This window comes from Kitasatospora sp. NPDC088346 (genome assembly GCF_044740765.1).
Lineage (GTDB): Bacteria > Actinomycetota > Actinomycetes > Streptomycetales > Streptomycetaceae > Kitasatospora.
Window position 1 is genome coordinate 1 of sequence record NZ_JBIURH010000180.1, and the last position, 1,511, is coordinate 1,511.

The following is a 1,511-nucleotide window of genomic DNA, read 5'->3' on the forward strand; positions in this document are numbered from 1 at the left end:
GAGCTGCTGGACGGAGCGGTCGGCGGGGTAGGGCGCGGTGGTGTCGTTCCAGCCGTCGAGGACCTGGTGCCGCTCCTCCACCGACATCACCTCGAAGGCGGACAGGCGGGCGTCGGCCCCGGCCACCGCGGATTCCAGCACCCGCAGCAGCCCGTCCGTCAGACGCTCGGCGGTCGACGCGTCGAACAGGTCCGTGGCGTACTCGACGGCGAGGGTCAGGCCCAGCGGCCGGCCGGCGGTGTCCTGGTTCTCGGCCGTGGCGACCATCAGGTCGAACTTGGCGCTGCCGGTCGCCACCGGCGCGGACTCCACCTCGACACCGGGCAGCGAGAACTCCGCCTGCTGGACGTTCTGCAGGGCCAGCATCACCTGGAACAGCGGGTGCCGGGCCAGTGACCTGGCCGGCTGCACCACCTCCACCAACCGGTCGAACGGGATGTCCTGGTGGGCGTACGCGGCGAGGTCGGTCTCCCGGACCCGGTCGAGGAGTTCGGCGAAGGTCGGGTCGCCGGAGGTGTCGGTGCGCAGCACCAGGGTGTTGACGAAGAACCCGACCACCTCGTCCAGCGCCTCGTCGGTGCGGCCGGCGACCGGGGAGCCGATCGGCAGGTCGGTGCCGGCACCGAAGCGCGTCAGCGTGGTCGCCAGGGCGGCCTGGAGGACCATGAACAGGGTGACCCGCCGGCTCCGCGCCAGCTCCAGCAGGCCCGCGTGCAGTTCGGGGCCCGTCCGGACGGAGAGCAGCCCGCCCCGGTGGCTCGCGACGGCCGGGCGCGGCCGGTCGGACGGAAGCGCCGGCTCCTCCGGTACATCGGCCAGCTGCTTCGTCCAGTAGTCCACCTGACGCCGGAAGGCGGAGTCCGGATCGGACTCGTCGCCGAGCAGCTCGCGCTGCCAGAGGGTGTAGTCGGCGTACTGGACCGGGAGCTCGTCCCACGCCGGGGCGCAGCCCCGCTCGACCCGGCTGCGGTAGGCCTGCGCCAGGTCGCGCAGCAGCGGTCCCATCGACCAGCCGTCCCCGGCGATGTGGTGCAGCACCAGGACCAGGGTGTGCTCGGTCGCCGAGACGGAGAGCAGGTCGGCGCGGAGCAGCAGGTCCGAGGCGAGGTCGAAGCGGTACCCGGCGGCGGCCGCCACCAGGGCAGCCGTCCTGTCCGCCGTTCCGTCCGCCGCTCCGTCCGCCGTCCCGCCAGCGGAGCAGTCCGTCCGGCGCAGGACGAACGCCGCCCGGGCCTCGTCCGCCGGAGTGATCACCTGGGCGGGCTGCCCGTCGTGGGCGGGGAAACGGGTGCGCAGGGCCTCGTGGCGTCCGATCAGGTCACCGAGCGCCTCGGCGAGGGCCGTCCCGTTCACCTCGCCGCGCAGGGTGAGGGTGATCGGGACGTTGTAGACCGCGCCCTGCTCCATCCCGTCCAGGAACCAGAGGCGTTGTTGGGCGGGGGAGAGGGGGAGGGTGGTGGGTCGGTCGGTGCGGCGGAGGGTGGGGCGGGGGTCTTCGGTGCCGGTGGTGT

General features: G+C 73.6%; 1 protein-coding gene. It reads right to left on the reverse strand.

Going from position 1 to position 1,511, the window contains the following annotated elements; genetic code table 11:
• Positions 1–1,511, reverse strand: a 1,511-nt coding sequence (locus tag ACIOFR_RS42315; protein WP_401006180.1) for a condensation domain-containing protein, incomplete at both ends; no start/stop codon positions are given.